We start from the raw sequence: 19,419 nt of genomic DNA on the forward strand, positions 1-19,419 counted from the left end.
CGGCCACAAAAAAAGCCGGATAAACCGGCTTCTTTAAAATCTATGTGATCAGGAATTAGTTTCCTTGATTAATCGCTTTTCCTTTGAATAATTTCTCGCGGATTGCATTCGCTTTCACTTCTAGTTCTGGCTTTGCATCGTATTTCAATTGAGATTGAACTGCTGCGCTGTCTGGGTGAACACCGTACACATACTCATCGCCTTTGCGCACGTCTTTTTGTTTGATTGTGTTGTTTTTTTGGTAATCACAAGAAGTCGCTACCGCTAAAATGGCTACTAAAGAAAGTAAATTCGTTAATTTCATAAGGCTGTGTCAATAATTATTTGCAAAAATAAGGAATAGGTCATCGTTCGCCTAACTTTCCTCAATTTTTTTAATTTGATCCGCTAAAAAGTTCATTAATTCCTGGATATAGGGCTTGCTGAAATTGAATTCGATGCCGGCTGTGGCATAAATTGTTTTCATCGGTTGCGTATATCCCAGTGAAAGCGCCGCGATGTATTGCTCGAGGGCTTTTTTCGGATTTTGGCAATAATTTCGCCAAACCGCCAGCGCCCCTAATTGCGCAATCGCATACTCAATGTAATAGAAAGGCACTTCGAACAGGTGCAATTGTTTTTGCCAAATATTCGACCGCACCTCCGCTAATCCTGTCCAATCCGTCACCGTATCGGAGAATTTTGAAACGATTTCGTTCCACTTCTCCTCGCGTTGTGCGACCGTATGTGCCGGGTTTTCGTATACCCAATGCTGGAAAGCATCAATCGTCGCCACCCATGGAAGTGTTTCTAAGATGTCTTCAAGGTGCTTGATTTTGGCACGTTTCGCCTCTTCGGGATTCGTAAAATAATGTCCCCAAAGGTCCATCGTCATCAATTCCATACTCATCGAAGCCAGCTCAGCCACTTCAGATGGGAAATTACGGAAGGAATTTAGGGCTAGGTCTTTGGTCAAAATACTGTGCACCGCATGCCCGCCTTCGTGCAATAAAGTCACCACATCACGCACCGTGCCCGCCGCGTTCATAAAGATGAACGGGTAGCCCGTCTCCTCTAAGGGATAGTTATAGCCGCCAGGATTCTTCCCTTTGCGTGAGTCTAAATCGAAACGATCCAATGTCACCATTTCTTTTAGGCAGTTACCTAAGAACGGATCCATCTCGTCGAAAACACCGATCGTTTTGGTTAATAATTCTTCTCCTGTCTCGAATGGTTTCAAAGGTCCGCGACCTAATGGATCTACCGCCTTATCAAAAGGTTTCAATGCATCCAGCCCCATCTCCTCCTTGCGCTTCGCCGCCGCTTCATTTAATAAAGGGACAACTGTTTCGGCTACCGCGTCGTGGAATTCAAAACATTCCGCTGGACCGTAATCAAAACGACCTAAGCTGGCAAAAGCATAGTCGCGGTAGTTTTCAAAACCCGCATTCAAAGCCAATTGATGACGTTTCTCAATAAGCGAAGTATACAAATCATTTAACTCATTTTTGATCGACAAACGTTTTTGAACCATCGTTTGGTACACTTCTTCGCGTTCTGCGCGATCTGTAGATTCCAACAATGCCCCCGCTTGTTGCAAGGTTTTTTCTTCGCCTTTAATCGTCACCATCAAGGCTCCAGTTAAGGCCCCATAATTGGTTTCTAAATTCTGTAATTCTGTGAACAAGGGAATATTTTCCTCGCGGAAGATTTCGATCGCCTTTTTCATGCCGCGCAACATCACGGGGAATCCCGTTTCCGTTAGTTCGTTCACGAACGGACTTTCGATTACTTTCTTGTTCCACGCATCGTCGAAAACAGAGGCATTCGGCATAATTTCGTTCACAAACTGCGCGTAGCTCGTTTGCAACGTCTCGTTTTGGTTATCGCAAGACATTTTGATGTATCGCCAAGCGAAATTTTCCGATAAGTAGGATTCTAATTCAGAGCGGTTCGCACAAAAATCCCGTAAATCAGCAATGCTGGAGATTTCCGTCGCACTCAATTGCTCAAAATAAGGCAATACCGATTCCCACGTACTTAACTGAAAATCTGCCGGTAAAAATGTTCTCTGTTTCATATTAATCTAAGTCAATCACCACGCCAGCGCTTAATGGATGCGCCACGCAAGTTAAAATATAGCCCTTCGCGATCTCGCCTGGGGTTAAGCCGTCTTCCTCGTCCATGCCCACTTTCCCGCTTTGGCATAGACCCATACAAGCCGTACACATGCCTGCTTGGCAAGAATAGGGGATGTCTAAGTCAGCCTCCAACGCCGCCTCTAGAATGGTTTCGCTCGGTTGAACCGTAATTTTATGTTCTTTTCCTTCGTAAATCAAGGTCACTTCTTGCGTTTGCAATGAGCCATCCTCTTCGGCCTGTTCCATCTCCTCACTAGCCACCACCCCAAAAGATTCCTGGTGAATCTGACCCGCTGGCACATCAAACATGGCTAAAGATGATTGTACCTCCGACATCATTCCTTGCGGTCCGCAAAGATAATAATGCGCAGACGCGATGTCCAAGCCTAATTCCTGCTTCAAGTAATAGACAATAGAAGCCTGGTTAATTCTACCTTTCAATCCCGGCCAATTGGCTGCCGGTTGAGAGATGACGTGCAATACTTTAAAGCGATTGGCGTGCAAGGATTCCAATGTATCCAAGACCTTTTTGAAGATAATTTGATCCTCATGACGAGAACCGTAAATCAAATGGATTTTAGACAAAGGTTCGCCGTGCAGAATCGTTTTGATCATCGACAATAAGGGCGTGATTCCTGACCCGGCGCCCACGAAGACATAATTTTTCGAAGCAGAGGCCTCCGCTTCCAGGGTAAAATTCCCCATCGGCTCCAATACCTCTAGGCTATCGCCCTCTTTCAAAGTGTCGCATAGAAAGTTCGATACTAAGCCTCCTTCGATGCGTTTTACCGTGATGGCAGGTGACATATCGGTCTTCGAGGAAGAGGATAAACTATAACTTCTGCGGACTTTTTTGCCCTCGATTTCGGGGATGACGGTTAAAAACTGACCCGATAGATAATGCAAGGCATCATGAATGGGTTGCCAAAAATGGATCGTCTTCGTATCGATCGTCTCTTCCGTAATTTCTTTAATTTTTAAATGCATATTAATCGCTGCTAACGGGTTTAATCCAGGCTACGGCACTTGGGCGACTCTCATTGTGCAGTCGATCGAAGGCCGTTACCGTAAATCCATAACCCGGTTTAAGGTCATCTTGTTCCAAAATTAATTCAGTTGCCTTCCCTTTGTACACGATATTGCGTGGGTCCTCCAGGTATTTTTTATCTTGTTTAGGGATTCGGTAGACCACATAATAGGCCACCGGATCTTTATCATCTGATTCCTCGCCGGCTTGCCACTTTAGTTTTTTATTGGCTAAAAACACCTGAGTAGGCGCATGCGGGGCAATACTATCGAGCCAGGGCGTAGTAGGCAGTAAAGCCGTATGGGCAAAATAATTCGAGCGTAATGTGTCTCGAAAGGCCTTCATATTTTTTGTCAAAGAGGTCGAACTGTAAAAAATAAGCCCTTGACCTTGAGGCATACTGCGGCTAATCTCCACCTGCTTTTTCATCTCCTTGTTAGACCACACATCCCCTAAATGATACGAAGCCATCCCAAAATACACTGGTCTTCCATACGAATGTGCATTCCACCAATCCGCCAAAGGCTTAAAAGGCGCCACCCGATGCGCCGTGTCCCAATACAATTGCGGCGCGATATAGTCTAACCAGCCTTGTTTCAACCAATGATCTGTATCCGCATACAAGTCGTCATACGATTGCAAGCCTTTCACCGTAGGCGATCCATTCACCGGATCAGCTGTTTTATGTCGCCAAATCCCGAATGGGCTAATGCCAAACTTGATCTTTGGATTGGTTTTGCGAATCGTCTCCGAGATTTCCTGAATAAGTGCGCTGGTATTGCGACGTCTCCAGTCTGCCTTCGATTCCCCTGCAAGCCGGTACTTGAGGTAGGTATCTTCATCATTCAAGGTAGATTTAGGGTCCGGATAGGGATAGAAGTAATCGTCAAAGTGAATCCCATCCACGTCGTAATTCAAAATTATATTTCGTACCAATCCGGCGATATAATGGCGCGCCGCCGGAATCCCAAAATCAAACAATAATTGCCCATTGTAGGTCAGCAACCATTCCGGATGCTTTCTGGCCACGTGTTCTGAACTCAAAAGGGAACGCGATGACATGGAGGCGCGATTCAAGTTCAACCACGCGTGAAATTCCATTCCCCTGGCATGAGTTTGATCGATCATAAACTCCAAAGGATCATAATAGGGACTAGGCGCCTGTCCCTGTTTGCCAGAAAGGTATGTCGTCCAAGGTTCGGCGCTTTTCGCGTAGAGTGCGTCGGAAGCTGTTCTTATTTGCACAAAAAGTGCGTTGATTCCCGTTTTCTGGTGAGAATTCAAAAGATCGATAAATTCGGTTTTTTGCTTAGCTCCGTCGTAATTGCGCGGGCTGGGCCAGTCGATGTTTTGGACGGTTGCCACCCAAACTCCCCTTAACTCACGTTTAGGTCCCTGAGCTTGCAGGCCGCTGAAAAGAAGACTAAAAAATAGGAGGAAAATTAGGCGCATCATTCGGGATGCAATTTACCTAAAAATGGGCAATTAGGCTTTGTCGATTGAAAATAAATAGCCCACACCCTTCAATGTTTTGATGTAATATTCCGGGATTTTCTCTCGCAATTTACGGATATGTACATCCACGGTGCGTTCCACAACGAATACATCTGATCCCCAAACCTTCTCCAATAACTCATCGCGATTGAAAACCTTGTTCGGGTTTTTCGCTAAGAAGGAAAGTAATTCAAATTCTTTCTTGGGCAAAATTAACGCACGACCCTGGAATGTCGCAGCATATTGCACGCGATCGATAACAAGATCTCCAATGGAAATCACATCATTTTTTGATTCTGGAACCGCTACTTCGCGTGTTAACAAGGCATTAATACGGCTGATTAAGGCACGTAATTTGATGGGTTTTACCACATAATCCGTGGCTCCGCTTTCAAAAGCGGCTATTTCAGTATACTCTTCTCCGCGCGCCGTTAGGAATAGGATGAGTGTATTTTTGAATTCGGGATTTGATTTGATTTGGCGGGCTGCCTCTATACCATCCATTTCTGGCATCATCACATCCATGATAATCAAATGGGGTTGGAAAGATTTAGCGGCAGCGATGGCCTCTTTTCCATTCGTGGCTTTTGCTAAAAGAAAGTTTTCTTTTAGTAAATTGTATTCCAATAACTCCAAAATGTCTGCATCATCATCTACGAGTAGAATTTTGTATGCGGGTGAAGCTGTTGCCATAGTTTTGAACGGATTACCACACAAATATAGAAAGTTGTATGTTATGGAATTGTTAATTTATTAGATATGTCAAATAACACCGCTTACTCGTCCCGTTTATCTAGCGCCCTCTTGTCGATGGCCTTGATTATTGCGGCGGCCTACGTATTACAGGACCTCTTGATTTTGCTTTCTTTTGCTCTGGTCTTGTCCCTCTTACTTCTGCCTGCGAGTAAATTTATGGAGGCCAAAGGTTTTCCCCGGGCCCTCGCCATCTTCATCGCCATTTTATTGACTTTTGCACTGATCTCTTCCTTACTTTTCGTGGCCGGAATGCAAATTATGGAATTCTCTTCTGAGCTTCCCCTCTTTGCGAAAAAGGCTGAAAAGTGGATTTCCAGTTTGCAGTCCTTTATTTCTGCGAATTTCAATATCTCGCGCCGGAAGCAAATGTTAGAGCTGAGTAATGAGCTCATGTCCTTGATGAAGAATTCAGGGGTCATTATCAGTACGACGTTTTCGACGGCCTTGCACGCTATTACGGCCTTGATTTTAGTTCCCGTCTTTACTTTTTTCTTCTTGTTCTACCGTGATTTTTTCGAAAGCTTTTTGCAGAAAGTTTTCCCTAAAACGGAGGGGCAGGTTCTGACGAAAGTGATGGAAAAAACAGGCTCGGTGGTCCAAGGGTATTTAGTGGGATTACTCGTGGTGATGCTGATTGTAGGCGTGCTGAATTCGGTCGGATTTTGGTGGATTGGGGTAGAATATCCTGTGTTTTTCGGATTCTTAACAGGAATACTTTTATTGATTCCATACATCGGCATTTGGATGGGTGCTTTGTTGCCCATTTTATTGAGTCTAGTGACTTTGAGTCCATCGCATGCGTTAGCCGTGGTGGCATGGGTAGCAGCTGCTCAGTTTATTGAAGCGAATTTCATAACGCCACTCGTGGTGGGATCGAAAGTAAGTATGAACCCGATGGTCGCGATGCTCGCTTTGTTATGCGGCGAATTGCTGTGGGGAATTCCAGGTTTAATTTTGGCCTTACCATTAACAGCTGTCATGAAAGTAATATTCGATTCGATTCCTAATTTAGAACCTTACGGTTTCTTATTAGGAGAAGCACCAGCGCGAACTACTAAAAGTACTAAAGAGACAAAAGCTCCTTAAACCGAATCGATTGACGGCGAGAAATTTCGATTTTCTCTGCCTTATCTCCCTTTAAGGTTACTTGTAGTCCACCGGAAAACCAAGGTTCAATCTTCTCAATGAAGTTCAGGTTGACGATGTGTTTGCGGTTGCAACGGAAGAATAATTTCGGATCTAAGCGTTCCTCTAAGGAATTGAGGGATTTTAAGACGAGAGGTTTTTGGTCGTCAAAAAACAAGCGCACATAATTCCCCATCGATTCACACAAGCGTACGCGATCCAAGCGCACGAACCAGCATTTCTCCCCGTCTTTCACGAATATCTGGTCGTTGCCTCCTAACACGTGATTGGCTGTAACCGATTTTTCCGTGGAAGCTGGACGTTGAAAACGGGATTCTAATTTCTGAATACTCTCACTTAAACGCGCTAATTCAATCGGCTTTAACACATAGTCCAAAGCGTTCACCTCAAATGCCTTCAGCGCATACTCATCAAAAGCTGTCGTGAAGATAATTTCCGGCAGAAAACCATCCCATTCCTCTAACCATTCAAAACCCGTTTTGCCAGGCATTTGGATGTCTAAAAAGGCCACATCGGGTTGTAATTCTTCGATGAGTTGACTAGCCTCTTCCGTATTCGCTGCTTCACCGACCACCTCGATGGATGGGAAATTTTCTAATAAACGTTTCAGTTCATTTCTGGCAAGGCGTTCGTCGTCGACAATGATGGCTCTCATAAGGATTTAGGCTATTGTTTCAGCAAGGTACGGAATCGTGACGGAAGCAAGTATGCGATTTTTGTCCAAAGGTTTTAAGTCAATATGAGCGGTCTCCCCAAACAATAAGGTGAGTCGATTTTGGGAATTGATCAAGCCGATGCCGGTGGATTCCCCACGGCTTTTTAAATGCCCTGGATTGATGACCTGTAATTGGATTTGATCACCGATAACCTCACCCTTGATTTCGATCAAGCCTTCCTTCGAAGAATGGGCAATCCCATGCTTGATGGCATTTTCTACCAAGGTCTGCAACAACATGGGAGGGATTTGGGCTTGATTTATTTCCTTCGCTACCTCCACTTTCCAGGTCAGGCGCTCTTCATAGCGGATCTTTTCGAGGTTCAAGTAGTCGATAATTGTGTCCAATTCCTCTGCGATAGAGATTGTCTTTTTGCGCTCAGTGAGCAGGGAGCTGCGGAGTAGTTTGGAGAGCTGGTTGATCCCCTTTTTGGCCTTCGACGGGTCCTCTGTGATTAATGCGCGAATGCTATTGAGGGCGTTGAAAACGAAATGGGGGTTCATCTGAGCGCGCAAGACCTTGCCCTCTGTTTCCTGAATCGCGCGTTCTAGTTGATTATTTTCCCGCTCCATCACGAGCTGTTTTTTCGAATATTGGAAGAAGAAATAGATCAACATCCAAATCGCCAGCGGCTTCATAAAATTGAAGAGGTATTGGGTGATGATGAAAGGGCTAATTTGGACTTCAAAATTCTCCCCTAATAAGTATTGATCGATGGGCAAATTCAACGCGACCAAGCAGCTGGCCATCACACACAGGGCGATGAAGTGGTTGCGCAACATCGAAAAAAGAGGCAAATCTTGCCAGGCAAAATGCTTCGCGATACGTTTGTATTGGTGGGTGAGTAAAATGGCTAACGAGATGTTGGCCATGGACGCATATAACCAGGCCCAATGCCAGCCATATTGGTTCGTGTACAATACCGCCTCATTGAGAATCCAAGCGATCCAGCCGCCGCATTGAAATGCCCAATACATACGTTCTCGTAACATATTACATGGATTCTGGTAAGCCAGCTAAATGAATAACGCAATTACCTTTCACTAGCCTGAATTCCTGTGCGGCATAATCGTATTGCAAGTGATAAAGGCACAGGTTTTGGTGTGCGTAATGGTCCATATGGTGGAGCGGCGCATTAAATAAATGCGTCAAAAGCACTCGCATCGCACGACCGTGCATCGCGATTAAAATAGCCTTTTCTTCAGGTCTAGAAAGTAGCAGATCGACCACCGGTTTTTGGCGTTCTAAAACTTCTACTGGACTTTCGCCTTCCTCGGATTGCACGTGAACATTTCCCTCACGCCAAGTCTTCGTTAAGTTTTTGTAGTATAAATCGTCCTCCGTATTGGGTGATTTCCCTTCTTTATTGCCCCAAGAAATTTCGTTTAAACCTTCATGTTGTTCCCATGGAAGTCCTTTATCGATGAATCCTTTCACCGATTGATGGGTTCTGCGAAGTGCCGAAGTGTAGATTTTGTCGATGGGAAGATCTTGGTAATGCGCAAAAAATGCCTCAGCCTGCTTTTGGCCTAATTCATTTAAATCCGCATCAATCCCACTTCCCTGCACGACCCCCTTGCGATTGTATTCCGTTTCGCCGTGGCGAATCAGGTAAATATCTTTCACTAAATCAGGCCGAGCTTGCATATTAATCGTATTTTATTCCGAATTTTAGCCAAAATTACGAAATATATGTTTAATACTTCCATCTCCATAGACACATTGAATTCGATGTCGAAGGGAAATATGATCGAGCATTTGGGTATTGAGTTTACAGAAATTCAGCCTGGATTTATTAAAGCCAAAATGCCAGTCGATCACCGAACAAAACAGCCCTTGGGTTTGTTACATGGAGGAGCTTCGGTGGTTTTAGCGGAAACGCTAGGAAGTGTGGCGGTCGTTTTGGCCGTGAAAGATCCGAAGGCGGAAACAGGTGTGGGAGTGGAGATCAATGCGAACCATTTGAAATCTGCGAGAGGTGGTTTTGTGATTGGGACGTGTATTCCATTGCGCATTGGTCGAAAGATTCATGTATACGAAATTAAGATTCACGACGAGGAAGAAAATTTGATTTGTGCCAGCCGTTTAACGGTAGCGATTATACCATTATAATGAAACAAGGGATAGTTTGGGAAGAGGGGATTGCAAAAGGAGCAGCAGTTGCGGCTTGGCGCCTCCCGCAAGGTGAGGAGGCCTTTCTATTGCAGGATTTTTCTGGAGGAACCACACTGGAAGATGGCTGGAATTTAGCGGATTTAGCTGCCGGTTTCTTAGCCGCTCCATTTATTGGATTACCCTATTTTCTGCAAGCGGATTCGGTAAGCTCTTTTCCGCTGCAACCAGCTGAAAGTACCAAACCTTTTGTGGCACCCGCTGAAAATCCGGCTAAGAAAAGCGAATTTATGGCCTGGGTTTCAGAGGCTATTGTGGCCATCAAGCAAGGGCCTTTGCAGAAAGTGGTTTTGTCTAGAACAGACCAACAAGATTTGCCGGCCGATTTTAACGTGATGGCAGCGCTCGAAGAATTAGGCGCTGCTTACCCTAATGCCTTTGTGTGTGCTTTGTCTATTCCTGCCTTAGGTGGAGTTTGGATGTGTGCCACTCCTGAAATATTAGTGGAACAAAATGCAGCCGGAATTTTCCGCACGATTTCCTTAGCAGGGACGCAATCGGGGGTCGATGCAGAAGGGTTTGCCATTTCGCCTTCCCAGGCGCGTTGGTCCCAAAAGGAAATCGAAGAACAGGCCTTCGTCAGTCGCTACATTATCGATTGTTTCAAGAAGATCCGTCTGAGAGAATATACAGAAGTAGGTCCTAAGACCATTTCTACTGGAAATTTATTGCACCTGAAAACGGAATACATCGTCGATACAAAAGCGATGGATTTTCCGCAGTTGCCCGGTTTGATGCTGGGCTTATTACATCCTACATCTGCTGTTTGCGGTACGCCTAAACAGGAGGCCGTTGATTTTATCTCCAAGACCGAAAGTCATGACCGCTCGATGTATTCGGGCTATATAGGTCCAGTGAACCTTGGGAATGCCACGCACTTATTTGTGAATTTACGTACGGTGGAAATCAGAGGTAAGAAAGCCGTTTTCTATGCCGGATGCGGCATCACGGAAGATTCTATTCCCGAAAAGGAATGGCAAGAAACCCAAATGAAATGCCAAACCTTGCAGCGGGTATTAATGCAGTAATTCGGATGAGGGAGCCGGAGCAATTTTGCCGGTAATCATCACTTTGACCGTATCGATTCTAGCATCAGTCGTCGTTAAGATTTGGAATTGGAACGGCGCTAACGTAATCAGCTCATTTTCTTGTGGAATATCTTCATACAAGCTGATTAACATTCCACCTAAGGTTTCGTAATCACCCTCCGGTAAATTCCACTCGTATTTTTCATTCAAATAATCGATCTCGTGACGGCCAGAAAGCACGAAAGTCGTCTCATCGATTTGCTTCTCAATCCAGTCTTCGGAATCATCATATTCATCTTGAATCTCCCCAAATATCTGTTCCATCACATCCTCCATACTCACTAATCCACTCGTAGAACCGAATTCATCCACCACTAAAGCAAGTGACTTTCTTTCTTTCGAGAACTTGATCATTAAATCATTCGCCGGCATTGCTTCTGGAACAATTGGAATACTGGTCAGAATGGATTGCAAGTCTTTAGGCTTTTTGAATAGGGCCAAAGAATGGCAGTAGCCGACGACCTCCTCCAAGGTTTCTTTATAAACCAAAACTTTTGAGTGCCCACTTTCTAGGAATACTTCTTTTAGTTTCTCAATTCCATCTTCGATATCAATCGCTGTAATCTCCGTTCTAGGGATCATACAATCACGTACTTTCACCTGCTTAAACTCCAGTGCATTGTGGAAGATTTTGTGGTCCACTTCTGCTTCTTGTTCGGTGGAAATTTTGCGGTTTAGGTTTTGGAGGTAATGGTTTAAATCCGTTAGCCCAAAGGCCGGTTTTTCTTCCGAATAACTCAATCGAAGGACTTTGGTAATAAACCATTTAGAAAGCCCTACCGTCACCCAAACTAAGGGAAACATCAAGGTGTAAATCACCCAAATGGGAATGGCTAAAAACTCTAAAATGGCATCTGGGTTAATCAAGAAGACGCTTTTAGGGGTAAACTCCGAGGTCATCAAGATAAGAACGGTCGCTACGATTGTGGCAATTAATCGGGCCAAAATCTCATTGATAGACAAGAAATGTAACACGATGTGGTGCAGAAATTCTTCCATAAAAATACCGTAGGCCACTAGGGATAAGGTATTTCCGATGAGCATCGTGCCGATGAAGCGGGAAGGATGCTGGTTGAAATTTGCAATAATTTTAGCGCTCAAAATATCTTGCTTTGCCTTGAGCTCAAAGTACAATTTGTTCGAGGAGACAAAGGCCATTTCGACACCAGAAAAGAAGGCAGAGAAAACCATCGAGGCGATGATGCCAATGATTTGGGCATTATCCAAACTGATATTACTTGGTTCCATCTTTTTCTTTTTTGATCCGTTCGTTCTTGGCGAATTGGTAATAGAATAAACAGCCTACCCCATACATTAACCAACCATAATGGTAGAAAATCTCTCCCCAAAACTGTCCCTTCACCTCCGCAGGTGTGGGGCTATTTAAATCGATAATCCAAATGAGGATGAATCCGATAGCCGCTGCTAAACTTAAGATCTCTTTCTTTCCCATATTAAGCCGTGGTTGCGGGTTTTAAACGGCGATAGGTCGCAATAAATAATCCGATGAAAATCAAGATAGAACCGATCCACACTAAATTAATATAAGGTTTTTCTAAGGCTTTCACGACGATTAATTCTTGTTGGGTGGTATTCCACGCAAAGCCAAACTCCTGGGCCTGCGGATTAATGCCTGTAAACTTAATCTTAATACCAGTTTCCTCACTCTCGAAGGCAGGCATTGCAACCATACCGCCTTTAATGACGAAGATAGGGCTCAAAGTGAACTGCTGCGAGTTTTTGCCTAATACCTGGAAGTTCGCTTGAACCGCCGCGTCATTCGCGCCTAATTCTACCCCATCCACATTCGTTACTCGATTCACTTCCTTCAAGATGGCAACGAAGTCATTGATGAAAAGGGTGTCTCCAGTGGTAACCGTTTGGGCTTCTGTCTGAGACCATTGTTTTTCAGAACCTGCTTCAGCTGCTAAACGCGGATCAAGAGAAACGTAAGTGTAAATATCGTGGTTCCATGCGTGTTTTACGTCTGGAGAAATCGCCGTACCCATTTTCGGATTCACTTGCCATCTCGGGAAGAGCGAAACCGCTTTTCCTTCCTCGTTTTTAAATTCTAATTCGTAATAGGTGTTCTCTGGTTCTACGGTCACGGTGTCGCCTTTGCTCGCAATTTTTACGCCATCGCGTTCGATGTTTTTCAAAGCTACCGCGTGGAAGTCCCCTTCAATAATCTCAAAATCATTCTTGTTGAAATAACCTTTGTGTCCGCGCACCTCGATGCGACGTCCTTTGTAGGTTACCAAATAGTCCTGCATTTGGGCTCCTTGACCTAGCCAAAGTGGTAAGTTTTCCTTGTTTTCCTTGTTATTGTCTTTGGTGAATTCCTCCACTTTCGTACTGATGGCGAAACCTGAGCGGTTCAAAGAAACCACTTTGGAATAACCCGCGGAGAATAAAATACCGATTAACATAATCGCTAATCCAACGTGTGCCAGGGCTCCACCTACTAAAGAGAATTTCTCGCGAAGCAGGAACCACAAGATTTTGAAGTTCGCCAAAACCGCGAATAAACTACTCCATAATAATGCGATGTACGAGAACGTATAAATCTTACCAATGTTAATGAAGACCACGCTCAATAAAGTCGCTGCTAAAGCGGGACTTACAAGAGGTTTGAAAGTCGTGCTTTGTTTGATTTTTCCCCACCACACATATTGTCCGATGCCACTCAAGATGGCCACCGCTAAGAAAATCCAGATTTGGATCTTGCTGTAGTGTTCTGCTTGGTCTGCCGGTAAGGCGATGTTTGATAGAATGCCAAAAGCCTCAGCAATCTTATTATAAACGGGAATCGAAGTGGTGAACGTTAATTGGAAGGCAGATAAACCTAAAACGGCTGCACCGACAAAAACCCAAAACTCGCGGTTATACGTCCCTAATTCTTTTTGGTCCTTAGGCAAATCCTTCCAACGGTAGATTGACATCCCGATCGCCACTAAAAGGAAGGTTCCCATATACAACAAGAGTTGTCCAGATAGGCCTAAATCCGTAAAGGAGTGCACAGAGGCATTTCCAAGAATTCCAGAACGGTTCAAGAAAGTCGAATACAAGACTAAAATGAAGGTCGCAATCACTAAAATAATCGATGTCTTTAATGCCGAACTCGACGTCTTGTGCGCAATCATCGTGTGGATAGCACCTAATAATACTAACCAAGGCACAAATGACGCATTCTCTACCGGATCCCAGTTCCAATACCCTCCAAAGTTCAAGGTCTCATAAGCCCAATAAGCGCCCATCATAATGCCTATTCCTAAAACACCCGCACTAAAGAGTGCCCATGGCAATGCCGGCATCACCCATTCAGTCAATTTCTTCTTCCACAAACCCGCAATCAAATACGCGAACGGAACTAATGTCAAGGCAAAACCCAAGAACAAGGTAGGCGGGTGAATCACCATCCAATAGTTTTGAAGTAAAGGATTCAATCCGCGGCCATCTTTGGGAATAAAATTAGGCTGCATGCTCCAAACCGGAAGATCCGGCTGCGCTTCACGCAACAACAAGAAAGGAGACGAACCTACTTTCAAATCAATCCAAGGGATAATAACCCCTAAAATCATCGAAGTCAAAAACGTCTGAACCAGCGCAAAAACTGTCATCACAGGAGACTCCCATTTCGGGTTTTTGATCATTAACAAAAGCCCTAAAACCGCTTGCCAAAAGATCCACAATAAAAACGACCCCTCTTGTCCCTCCCAATAACAGGAGATCATGAACATTGTAGGTAATTGCAACGAGGAGTGCGTAAACGCGTAATGGTATTCGAAATAATGGTTGTAGATGATCACGAAAAGACTCGCCGCCACCACGATCACTGAGATAAAATGTAGCCCGAATAAAACGCGCGCCGTCATTTTCCAATCATTTTCAATCTCATTAGCGGCTTGCGTAGATTTAAAATACGCAAAAGTCGCTAATAGCGCTGTTACGAAGGAAATAATAACAAATAAATGTCCGACCGAACCGATGGTTTCGTGTATCATATTAATTTTTTGCGGCTACTGAGGCGCTTGAGTCTGCTGAAATTTTACCCTCTTGGTACTTAGAAGGGCATTTTAATAAAATTTTATCGCAATAGAAGACCTTGTCTGAATGCATACTTCCTACTAAAACGATCTTCTCTGATTTTTCAAAATCTTGAGGTTTAGGCGCTGCATAAATCACTTGGTTTTCGCGACCTAAACTATCTTGCACTAAAAACTCTAAACGATTCGCATCTAAGGCAGGGTTGTAGTTTAAGCCCACGATTTGGCCCGCTGCATCTTTTCTTAATGTTCCCACCACGTGTACTTTCTGATTCGGATCCTGCTGCGAAATACGTTCCGCCTCATCAAAACCCACATAGGTACTTGCATCGCCCGTAGTGATCAAAATGATACCGATAGCAACCGCAATTAGGATTAATCCAATGATGTGTGTCTTTTTCATTTGCTGCGTTTTTCTAATTCAGTGACTTTTCTCTCCAAACGGAATAAATAGGCAAATAACCCAATCAATACAACGCTAACCACCGCGATGACTACATAGATTTTTCCATCAGCACGAAATTGATCTGCCATCTCGATATCGCTCGCTTGAGCGCTAGCCGTAAAACTTAACGTAATACTTACTAAGAGTAAAAGGAATGCTTTCATTATAACTCGTTTTGTTGTTCAATGTTTTTAATGCGAATACGCAATTGCGCAATCCAAAAGCCTAATAACGTCCACCCAATAATGGCTGGATAGAAGACCATTCGCATGCGGTTATCTAAGTCCATTTTGGAAAAAGCAGGATTCCCCCCATTTCCTGGATGCAACGAATCGGTCATGCGAGGCAAAATCCAAATCAAGACCATAAAGATCACATACGCGAAAATGTTGTAAACCGACGAAATGCGGGCTTTCTGCATCTCATCTGGCATTGACGAGCGCACTAACGAATAAGCCAGGTAGATCAATAAGCCGATCGCTACCGAATTCAATTTAGGGTCGTTTGTCCACCAATCTCCCCACGTAAACTTCGCCCACACACTTCCCGTAATCAAACCTAAAATGGCAAAAACCATCCCCACTTCCACATAGGTGCTCGAAATGAGATCTGATTTAAGATCTGATTTGCGCAAGTATTGTATCGAATGATAAACAGACGTTCCTAACAGGAAAATCATGGTAAACCACATCGTCACGTGGAAATACAGGTTGCGGATTGTCTCGTTCAAGATCGGTTGGCGCGGCACTTGTCCGTTAAAACCGGCATAGACGGTGTAGATCAATAAAATGATCGACAAAATCTTCCAATACTGGCGTTTTAATGTTTCCATATATACGGGAAAAGGATCCCAGAAAATACAATAACGATGATATCTAAAGCCCCCAAAATGGCGATTTCATCCCAGTTTTCTGAGAGTGAAATGCCGTCAAGGGCACTTTTGGACAATTTTAATAATAACAAAAGCAACGGAATAATGAGCGGGAAGCTCATCACCGCCATTAAAGTGGCTGAATTTTCTCCCTGTGCCGCGATTCCAGCCACTAAAGAAAGAGTAGATGCAAACCCAATCGCGCCCAAAATCAGGGAAACAAGGTACAGTGGCATATTTCCCACCGGATTACCCATGACCCAGGAGTAAAAGAAAATCCCGATCAAGGATACGCCTAGCATCACTAAAGTGTTGTAGATGATTTTGCTAAAAATGACCGATTCAGGCTTTGCAAACGTATAATAGAAGATATTTCGGTTCGCTGATTCCTGCGTAAAACTCTTGCCCACCGCATTCACGGCAGAGAACAACAGGATGATCCAAAACAGCGTATTCCACATAATCGGATGTATCGATTGTTGCTTTGCTTTAAAGGATAAGTAACAGATGAAAATGGTCGCGGCTAAGTACAGCACTAGACCATGGATCGCATACTTGTTGCGCCACTCTAATTGCATTTCTTTGCGAATCAACACGAAAATTTCTGTTAATGCCATGAACCTGCAATTTACGACAGAAAAAACTATTTGTATCATTTTTTAGCTCAGAAATACTTAGTACATTTGTGTCTAATTTTGAATTATTCTAAATAGTGAGCATGGCAAATTTGGCCGACTTGAAGATTGGTGAAAAGGGGGAGATTGTTGGCTTCACGGACGAGTTGCTTTCTTTAAAGCTATTGGAAATGGGATGTTTGCCAGGAACTGAAGTCATATTGACTCATTTGGCACCTTTCGGCGACCCTATCGCCATTCGCGTTTCTGGTTCATATACTCTGTCTATGCGGAGAGAAGAAGCGGAAACGATGCTGATTAAACGAACATAAATTTTGGCAAAAACACCTAAAATAGCGCTGATTGGTAATCCCAATGCAGGAAAATCCTCTCTATTCAATTCCCTAACCGGGTTGAATCAGAAGACGGGTAATTTTCCGGGGGTGACGATGGAGAAGCTGACGGGAATTTGGGAATTAGAACCCAAACGTCCGGTGGAAATTTTAGATTTGCCAGGTATCTATAGTATATATCCAAAGTCGATCGACGAGGAATTAGTCATCAATATCCTTGGCGATCCCACGCATCCAGATTTTCCGGATATGGCCATCGTGGTGGCGGATGCCTCTAATTTAAAGCGCAATTTGTTGTTGTTTTCGCAGGTTCGTGACCTAGGTATACCCACGGTTTTGGCCTTGAATATGATCGACGTTGCGGAGAACGAGGGCTATGTGATTAACTCAATCAAGTTAGCACGTGAACTGAATGTCGAAGTGGCGGAGGTGAATGCTAAAAAAGGGATCGGGTTAAATGGCCTGAAATTAGCCGTCATTAAATCATTAGCTAATCGCTATGCCTCGAATGACGCGCTTCCTTTGCCCGTTTCGGATGAAGTGATTCAGGATGTGCAAGCTCAGTTTGGAGAGGGAGAGATTTACCGTTCTTTATTATGGTTGATGGAGCATGATCGGATGAAAATGTTCTCTAAACAACAACGCGAGAACTTGGATGCTATTCAAAAAAAGCATCAATTTTCGTCTAAAAAATACCAGTCCGAAGAAACAGTCAAACGGTACGAGCAAATTACGGAGGTGGTGGATCGTTGTGTGATTAATTTAAATCGCCAATGGGATGCAGCTCCAGTGCGTACATGGACGGATCGTTTAGATAAATTCTTTTTACACCCGGTAGGAGGCTATGTATTTTTCTTAGCTATTCTTTTCGTGATGTTCCAGGCCATTTTCACTTGGGCCACCTATCCGATGGACGCCATCGATGGGGGAGTCGCGATGTTAAATGACTGGTTGAAAGGAGTATTGCCGGATTCGGCTTTGACCGCCTTGTTAACCGATGGGTTGATTGCAGGTATTGGTGGGGTGTTAATTTTCATTCCGCAAATCGCCTTCTTGTTTTTATTTATCTCTCTTCTCGAGGAAACGGGTTATATGTCGCGTGTGATGTTCATTATGGACAAGTTAATGCGTCGTTTTGGTTTAAATGGCAAGTCTGTAGTGCCTTTGATCTCTGGTGTTGCTTGTGCGGTGCCTGCCATCATGAGTACCCGTTCGATTGGCTCTTGGAAAGATCGATTAATTACGATTTTGGTCACGCCTTTGATGTCCTGTTCCGCACGATTACCCATCTATACGGTGTTAATTGCCTTGGTGGTTCCGGAGAATAAAGCCTTATTTGGTTTGTTTAATTTACAAGGAGTGGCTTTGTTTGGGCTTTATTTATTGGGTTTCTTTATGGCATTGGTTTCGGCTTGGGTTATGAAAGTGATTTTGAAGGCCAAAGAGAAAAGTTATTTCATCATGGAATTGCCTACCTATAAGGGGCCGCGTTTCAAACATGTGGCTTTGACCATTTGGAATTCGGTGAATGCCTTTGTTTTTGAGGCGGGTAAAATTATCGTGGCTATTTCCATTGTGTTATGGGTGTTAGCGAGTTATGGTCCCGGGGATAAGATTGCACAATCAGAAGCTCGGGTTCGTCAGGAAAATCCAACCTTGCAAGGAGTCAAATTGCAGAATAAGATCTCTGCTGAGAAATTGGAAAATTCGTATGCAGGGCATTTTGGGCATTTTGTGGAGCCGGTTATTCGTCCTTTAGGCTATGATTGGAAAATTGGAATTGCATTGATCACTTCATTTGCTGCTCGCGAAGTATTCGTAGGAACGATGTCGACCATCTATAGTATGGGAGGCGAAGTGGATGATGAAAATGCAACGATTAAAAATCGGATGCGTGCGGAAATCAATCCAGCCACCGGTAAGCCGATGTACGATGCAGCCTTAGGATTCTCCTTATTGATATTCTATGCTTTCGCGATGCAATGTATGAGCACACTCGCTACGACTTACCGGGAGACCAAATCGTGGAAATATCCGTTAATTCAGTTTGGCTATATGACGGCTTTGGCCTACTTATCAGCCTTTGCCGTCTACCAATTATTATCCTAGAAAGAGAAAGGAATTGAAGTTGACGCCAGGTTACTCACCCCTTTCGCAAGCAATTTTCCTTCTGCATTATGTAGCTTCGCTTCTACGTTCGCAATTTTCTTGCCTACCCGGTGAATCTCAGTCGTTACGGTGATTACTTCGTTTGCCTTCGCTCCATATAAAAAGTCGATGTACAAATTGATCGTCACATAGAGGTGATCGATTTTCGCTGTAATCAACGTCATTCCCATCATCTCATCTAACATCGCTGAAATCACACCTCCGTGGATTACCCCAGCATGATTCAATTGATCTGGGCGGACAATGAATTCTGCGGTTAATTTCCCTGCTTCTGCTTTAACTAACGTGCCATCCAGCCATTTCCCGATGGGCGCCGGATTGCCGTCAGCAATTTTTTTATGTAGATTTTGATTGAGGTAGGCTAATACTTGTTCGTTTGGTTCCATTGTATATACTTAGGCG

General features: G+C 44.0%; 21 protein-coding genes. 5 read left to right on the plus strand and 16 right to left on the minus strand.

Translation table 11 applies throughout. The features are described 5' to 3' along the window. Positions 1-55 precede the first annotated feature (55 nt). Genes G9X62_RS01375 through G9X62_RS01395 form a run of 5 tightly spaced genes read right to left on the minus strand, consistent with a single transcriptional unit; the run spans position 56 to position 5,334 of the window. Positions 56-304: a hypothetical protein gene (locus tag G9X62_RS01375; protein ID WP_223131034.1), complete on the minus strand. Its 249-nt coding sequence runs from the start codon at positions 302-304 to the stop codon at positions 56-58. Positions 305-355: 51 nt separating this feature from the next. After that, positions 356-2,059, minus strand: coding sequence for a M3 family oligoendopeptidase (locus tag G9X62_RS01380; protein WP_223131035.1), 1,704 nt, complete (start codon positions 2,057-2,059; stop codon positions 356-358). A gap of 1 nt (position 2,060) precedes the next feature. Beyond that, the gene (locus tag G9X62_RS01385) at positions 2,061-3,107 is read right to left on the minus strand and encodes a ferredoxin--NADP reductase (RefSeq protein WP_223131036.1); all 1,047 of its coding nucleotides are present in this window, start codon (positions 3,105-3,107) and stop codon (positions 2,061-2,063) included. Between the two features lies 1 nt (position 3,108). Next, positions 3,109-4,602, minus strand: coding sequence for a glycoside hydrolase family 10 protein (locus tag G9X62_RS01390; protein ID WP_223131037.1), 1,494 nt, complete (start codon positions 4,600-4,602; stop codon positions 3,109-3,111). Positions 4,603-4,632: 30 nt separating this feature from the next. Further along, a complete protein-coding gene (locus G9X62_RS01395) occupies positions 4,633-5,334 on the minus strand; it encodes a response regulator transcription factor (protein ID WP_223131038.1) in 702 nt (233 codons plus the stop codon). Positions 5,335-5,400: 66 nt separating this feature from the next. Here G9X62_RS01395 and G9X62_RS01400 point away from each other — a divergent pair, with 66 nt between their 5' ends. Next, positions 5,401-6,483 carry an AI-2E family transporter gene (locus G9X62_RS01400; RefSeq protein ID WP_223131039.1) on the plus strand — a complete coding sequence of 361 codons (1,083 nt, stop codon included), beginning with the start codon at positions 5,401-5,403 and terminating at the stop codon, positions 6,481-6,483. Here G9X62_RS01400 and G9X62_RS01405 read toward each other — a convergent pair. From G9X62_RS01405 to G9X62_RS01415, 3 genes are read right to left on the minus strand one after another with little or no spacing between them, the layout of a single operon-like run. Next, a complete protein-coding gene (locus G9X62_RS01405; RefSeq protein ID WP_223131040.1) occupies positions 6,461-7,198 on the minus strand; it encodes a LytR/AlgR family response regulator transcription factor in 738 nt (245 codons plus the stop codon). The genes G9X62_RS01400 and G9X62_RS01405 overlap by 23 nt on opposite strands. A 6-nt stretch (positions 7,199-7,204) precedes the next feature. Beyond that, on the minus strand, positions 7,205-8,251 hold the full coding sequence (locus tag G9X62_RS01410) for a sensor histidine kinase (RefSeq protein ID WP_223131041.1): 1,047 nt from the start codon (positions 8,249-8,251) through the stop codon (positions 7,205-7,207). A gap of 1 nt (position 8,252) precedes the next feature. Next, complete coding sequence (locus G9X62_RS01415; RefSeq protein WP_223131042.1) at positions 8,253-8,906, minus strand: histidine phosphatase family protein; 654 nt, start codon at positions 8,904-8,906, stop codon at positions 8,253-8,255. Positions 8,907-8,951: 45 nt separating this feature from the next. Between G9X62_RS01415 and G9X62_RS01420 the strand changes: the two genes are divergently transcribed. Together G9X62_RS01420 and G9X62_RS01425 are read left to right on the plus strand one after the other, a co-directional pair. Further along, complete coding sequence (locus G9X62_RS01420) at positions 8,952-9,371, plus strand: hotdog fold thioesterase (protein ID WP_223131043.1); 420 nt, start codon at positions 8,952-8,954, stop codon at positions 9,369-9,371. Further along, on the plus strand, positions 9,371-10,459 hold the full coding sequence (locus G9X62_RS01425; RefSeq protein WP_223131044.1) for a chorismate-binding protein: 1,089 nt from the start codon (positions 9,371-9,373) through the stop codon (positions 10,457-10,459). Before G9X62_RS01420 ends, G9X62_RS01425 begins: the two co-directional genes overlap by 1 nt. Here G9X62_RS01425 and G9X62_RS01430 read toward each other — a convergent pair. The 7 genes from G9X62_RS01430 to G9X62_RS01460 are packed head-to-tail and all read right to left on the minus strand — an operon-like array spanning position 10,448 to position 16,498. Next, positions 10,448-11,767, minus strand: coding sequence for a hemolysin family protein (locus G9X62_RS01430; protein WP_261345528.1), 1,320 nt, complete (start codon positions 11,765-11,767; stop codon positions 10,448-10,450). The two genes, G9X62_RS01425 and G9X62_RS01430, sit on opposite strands and share 12 nt — an antisense overlap. Next, positions 11,754-11,972, minus strand: a complete 219-nt coding sequence (locus tag G9X62_RS01435; RefSeq protein WP_223131045.1) for a hypothetical protein — start codon at positions 11,970-11,972, stop codon at positions 11,754-11,756. Before G9X62_RS01435 ends, G9X62_RS01430 begins: the two co-directional genes overlap by 14 nt. 1 nt (position 11,973) lies before the next feature. Further along, positions 11,974-14,523 carry a cytochrome c biogenesis protein CcsA gene (gene ccsA, locus G9X62_RS01440; RefSeq protein WP_223131046.1) on the minus strand — a complete coding sequence of 850 codons (2,550 nt, stop codon included), beginning with the start codon at positions 14,521-14,523 and terminating at the stop codon, positions 11,974-11,976. Position 14,524: 1 nt separating this feature from the next. Beyond that, positions 14,525-14,968, minus strand: a complete 444-nt coding sequence (locus tag G9X62_RS01445; protein WP_130894831.1) for a cytochrome c maturation protein CcmE domain-containing protein — start codon at positions 14,966-14,968, stop codon at positions 14,525-14,527. Next, complete coding sequence (locus G9X62_RS01450) at positions 14,965-15,174, minus strand: CcmD family protein (RefSeq protein WP_223131047.1); 210 nt, start codon at positions 15,172-15,174, stop codon at positions 14,965-14,967. Before G9X62_RS01450 ends, G9X62_RS01445 begins: the two co-directional genes overlap by 4 nt. Further along, the gene (ccsA, locus tag G9X62_RS01455; RefSeq protein WP_223131048.1) at positions 15,174-15,842 is read right to left on the minus strand and encodes a cytochrome c biogenesis protein; all 669 of its coding nucleotides are present in this window, start codon (positions 15,840-15,842) and stop codon (positions 15,174-15,176) included. The genes G9X62_RS01450 and ccsA (G9X62_RS01455) overlap by 1 nt, the downstream gene beginning before the upstream one ends. Further along, entirely contained in the window at positions 15,830-16,498 is a 669-nt protein-coding gene (locus G9X62_RS01460) for a heme exporter protein CcmB (RefSeq protein ID WP_223131049.1), read from the minus strand. The genes ccsA (G9X62_RS01455) and G9X62_RS01460 overlap by 13 nt, the downstream gene beginning before the upstream one ends. A 101-nt stretch (positions 16,499-16,599) precedes the next feature. Here G9X62_RS01460 and G9X62_RS01465 point away from each other — a divergent pair, with 101 nt between their 5' ends. Both G9X62_RS01465 and feoB read left to right on the plus strand, forming a co-directional pair. Continuing rightward, the gene (locus tag G9X62_RS01465) at positions 16,600-16,827 is read left to right on the plus strand and encodes a FeoA family protein (RefSeq protein ID WP_377979026.1); all 228 of its coding nucleotides are present in this window, start codon (positions 16,600-16,602) and stop codon (positions 16,825-16,827) included. Between the two features lie 3 nt (positions 16,828-16,830). Continuing rightward, a complete protein-coding gene (gene feoB / locus G9X62_RS01470; RefSeq protein ID WP_223131051.1) occupies positions 16,831-18,957 on the plus strand; it encodes a ferrous iron transport protein B in 2,127 nt (708 codons plus the stop codon). Here feoB and G9X62_RS01475 read toward each other — a convergent pair. Next, positions 18,954-19,403: a PaaI family thioesterase gene (locus G9X62_RS01475; protein WP_223131052.1), complete on the minus strand. Its 450-nt coding sequence runs from the start codon at positions 19,401-19,403 to the stop codon at positions 18,954-18,956. The genes feoB and G9X62_RS01475 overlap by 4 nt on opposite strands. Between the last annotated feature and the right edge of the window lie 16 nt (positions 19,404-19,419).

The organism is Aquirufa lenticrescens, from assembly GCF_019916085.1.
Classification (GTDB): domain Bacteria; phylum Bacteroidota; class Bacteroidia; order Cytophagales; family Spirosomataceae; genus Aquirufa; species Aquirufa lenticrescens.

Coding starts and splice junctions, on each gene's coding strand:
- G9X62_RS01375 (WP_223131034.1), bottom strand. CDS start 304: ATGAAATTAACGAATTTACTTTCTTTAGTAGCCATTTTAGCGGTAGCG.
- G9X62_RS01380 (WP_223131035.1), bottom strand. CDS start 2,059: ATGAAACAGAGAACATTTTTACCGGCAGATTTTCAGTTAAGTACGTGG.
- G9X62_RS01385 (WP_223131036.1), bottom strand. CDS start 3,107: ATGCATTTAAAAATTAAAGAAATTACGGAAGAGACGATCGATACGAAG.
- G9X62_RS01390 (WP_223131037.1), bottom strand. CDS start 4,602: ATGATGCGCCTAATTTTCCTCCTATTTTTTAGTCTTCTTTTCAGCGGC.
- G9X62_RS01395 (WP_223131038.1), bottom strand. CDS start 5,334: ATGGCAACAGCTTCACCCGCATACAAAATTCTACTCGTAGATGATGAT.
- G9X62_RS01400 (WP_223131039.1), top strand. CDS start 5,401: ATGTCAAATAACACCGCTTACTCGTCCCGTTTATCTAGCGCCCTCTTG.
- G9X62_RS01405 (WP_223131040.1), bottom strand. CDS start 7,198: ATGAGAGCCATCATTGTCGACGACGAACGCCTTGCCAGAAATGAACTG.
- G9X62_RS01410 (WP_223131041.1), bottom strand. CDS start 8,251: ATGTTACGAGAACGTATGTATTGGGCATTTCAATGCGGCGGCTGGATC.
- G9X62_RS01415 (WP_223131042.1), bottom strand. CDS start 8,906: ATGCAAGCTCGGCCTGATTTAGTGAAAGATATTTACCTGATTCGCCAC.
- G9X62_RS01420 (WP_223131043.1), top strand. CDS start 8,952: ATGTTTAATACTTCCATCTCCATAGACACATTGAATTCGATGTCGAAG.
- G9X62_RS01425 (WP_223131044.1), top strand. CDS start 9,371: ATGAAACAAGGGATAGTTTGGGAAGAGGGGATTGCAAAAGGAGCAGCA.
- G9X62_RS01430 (WP_261345528.1), bottom strand. CDS start 11,767: ATGGAACCAAGTAATATCAGTTTGGATAATGCCCAAATCATTGGCATC.
- G9X62_RS01435 (WP_223131045.1), bottom strand. CDS start 11,972: ATGGGAAAGAAAGAGATCTTAAGTTTAGCAGCGGCTATCGGATTCATC.
- ccsA (WP_223131046.1), bottom strand. CDS start 14,523: ATGATACACGAAACCATCGGTTCGGTCGGACATTTATTTGTTATTATT.
- G9X62_RS01445 (WP_130894831.1), bottom strand. CDS start 14,968: ATGAAAAAGACACACATCATTGGATTAATCCTAATTGCGGTTGCTATC.
- G9X62_RS01450 (WP_223131047.1), bottom strand. CDS start 15,174: ATGAAAGCATTCCTTTTACTCTTAGTAAGTATTACGTTAAGTTTTACG.
- ccsA (WP_223131048.1), bottom strand. CDS start 15,842: ATGGAAACATTAAAACGCCAGTATTGGAAGATTTTGTCGATCATTTTA.
- G9X62_RS01460 (WP_223131049.1), bottom strand. CDS start 16,498: ATGGCATTAACAGAAATTTTCGTGTTGATTCGCAAAGAAATGCAATTA.
- G9X62_RS01465 (WP_377979026.1), top strand. CDS start 16,600: ATGGCAAATTTGGCCGACTTGAAGATTGGTGAAAAGGGGGAGATTGTT.
- G9X62_RS01475 (WP_223131052.1), bottom strand. CDS start 19,403: ATGGAACCAAACGAACAAGTATTAGCCTACCTCAATCAAAATCTACAT.